The following is a 1,409-nucleotide window of genomic DNA, read 5'->3' as shown; positions in this document are numbered from 1 at the left end:
AAGTCCAATGGGACAACTGAAGAAAATGTTTGGGTAATGAAACACACAGAATGAGCCATTTTAATATTAAAATTGAAGAGTTACCATCTCTAGAAAAAAAGTTTCCGCCAAAGTCTTGACACATACAGTAATGAATGAGCATCTGGAAAAGCCGATAATATCTGGTATACTATAGATAAATAAGGATTGTGACTAGTTCGACTAGGCAAAACCTGAATAACTGACCGACGAGACGAGTGTCTTAGCCGGTGGTTATTCAGGTTTTCTTTTTAGATATTGTTTGGTACTAGTGACACATAAATCAAGGAGGACAATAAAGTGGATAGACATTATGTATTCTTAGATGTGGACGGGACATTGGTTACCTATGAAAATAAGCTGCCGGAAAGTGCAGTCACGGCAATTAAACTCGCTCAAAAAAACGGCCATAAAATATATACAGTCACTGGACGCAGCAAAGCTGAGATGTACGAAGAAATACTGGCTATAGGTTTTGACGGATACATTGGCGGAAACGGCAGTTATATCGAGAGTGACGGAAAAGTCATTGCTGAACGCAGTCTCACCTACGATGGCTGCAGAAAGATCGTAGATTGGCTGCATGGCAAAGGACTTGAATTTTACCTGGAAAGTAATGAAGGATTGTATGGCAGTGAATACTTTGCAGAGAAAGCCCAGAAGACTATTCAAATATACAGTGCCCGCAAAGGTAAGGAAGACGCCGACCGCTTAACTATAAAAGACGTCTTCCCGGAAATGATTTTTGGTGAAGACCTGTATCGTGAAAAGGTAAATAAAATCAGTTTTCTTCTGGATCATTACAATGATTATCTGGAAGCTAGAGAAGTGTTCAGTGACTTTAAAGTAGGAACCTGGGGCGGTGCAGGAGAAACTGCTTTGTTTGGAGATGTTGCCTTGGAAAATATTGATAAACAGACAGCTTTAGATTTACTTATGACCCATTTAAAGAAATCGAACAAACACACCATTGCCTTTGGAGATGCAAAAGTGGATATTCCGATGCTCGAATACTGCACAACGGGTGTCGCTTTGGGCAACGGTGGACCTGAGATCAAAGAAATGGCCGACTATATCACAGATGATGTAGAAAACGACGGATTGTACAATGCCTTCAAGCACTTTGGATTGATTTAGGATAATTGTGAGTACTTATAGAAGAAGTAATACATTCATTTACTCTCTTATAAGTCACTGTTAAATATACCAAACACAATACCATATCTCTTACTGTTGTTCCTCTTATTATTATTCTCGATATAATAATCGAGTAGGAGACTAGTCATTAATTGACTAGTCGACCTCTCACACCACCGTACGTACGGTTCCGTATACGGCGGTTCAATATCTTAAGTAAGCAGACTCTGCCAGTTGGTTTAGTGAAACTAAAC

General features: G+C 39.4%; 1 protein-coding gene. It reads left to right on the top strand.

Features of this window, described 5'->3' with window-relative positions; all coding sequences use genetic code 11:
• The first annotated feature begins 318 nt into the window (after nt 1-318).
• Complete coding sequence (locus ACYQ2O_RS12250) at nt 319-1,155, top strand: HAD family hydrolase (RefSeq protein WP_346025008.1); 837 nt, start codon at nt 319-321, stop codon at nt 1,153-1,155.
• The last annotated feature ends 254 nt before the right edge of the window (nt 1,156-1,409 follow it).

The sequence above is a fragment of the Alkalibacterium sp. m-11 genome (assembly GCF_054658155.1).
Note: the sequence above shows the minus strand (reverse complement) of the source record. Positions and strands in the feature narration are given on the sequence as shown.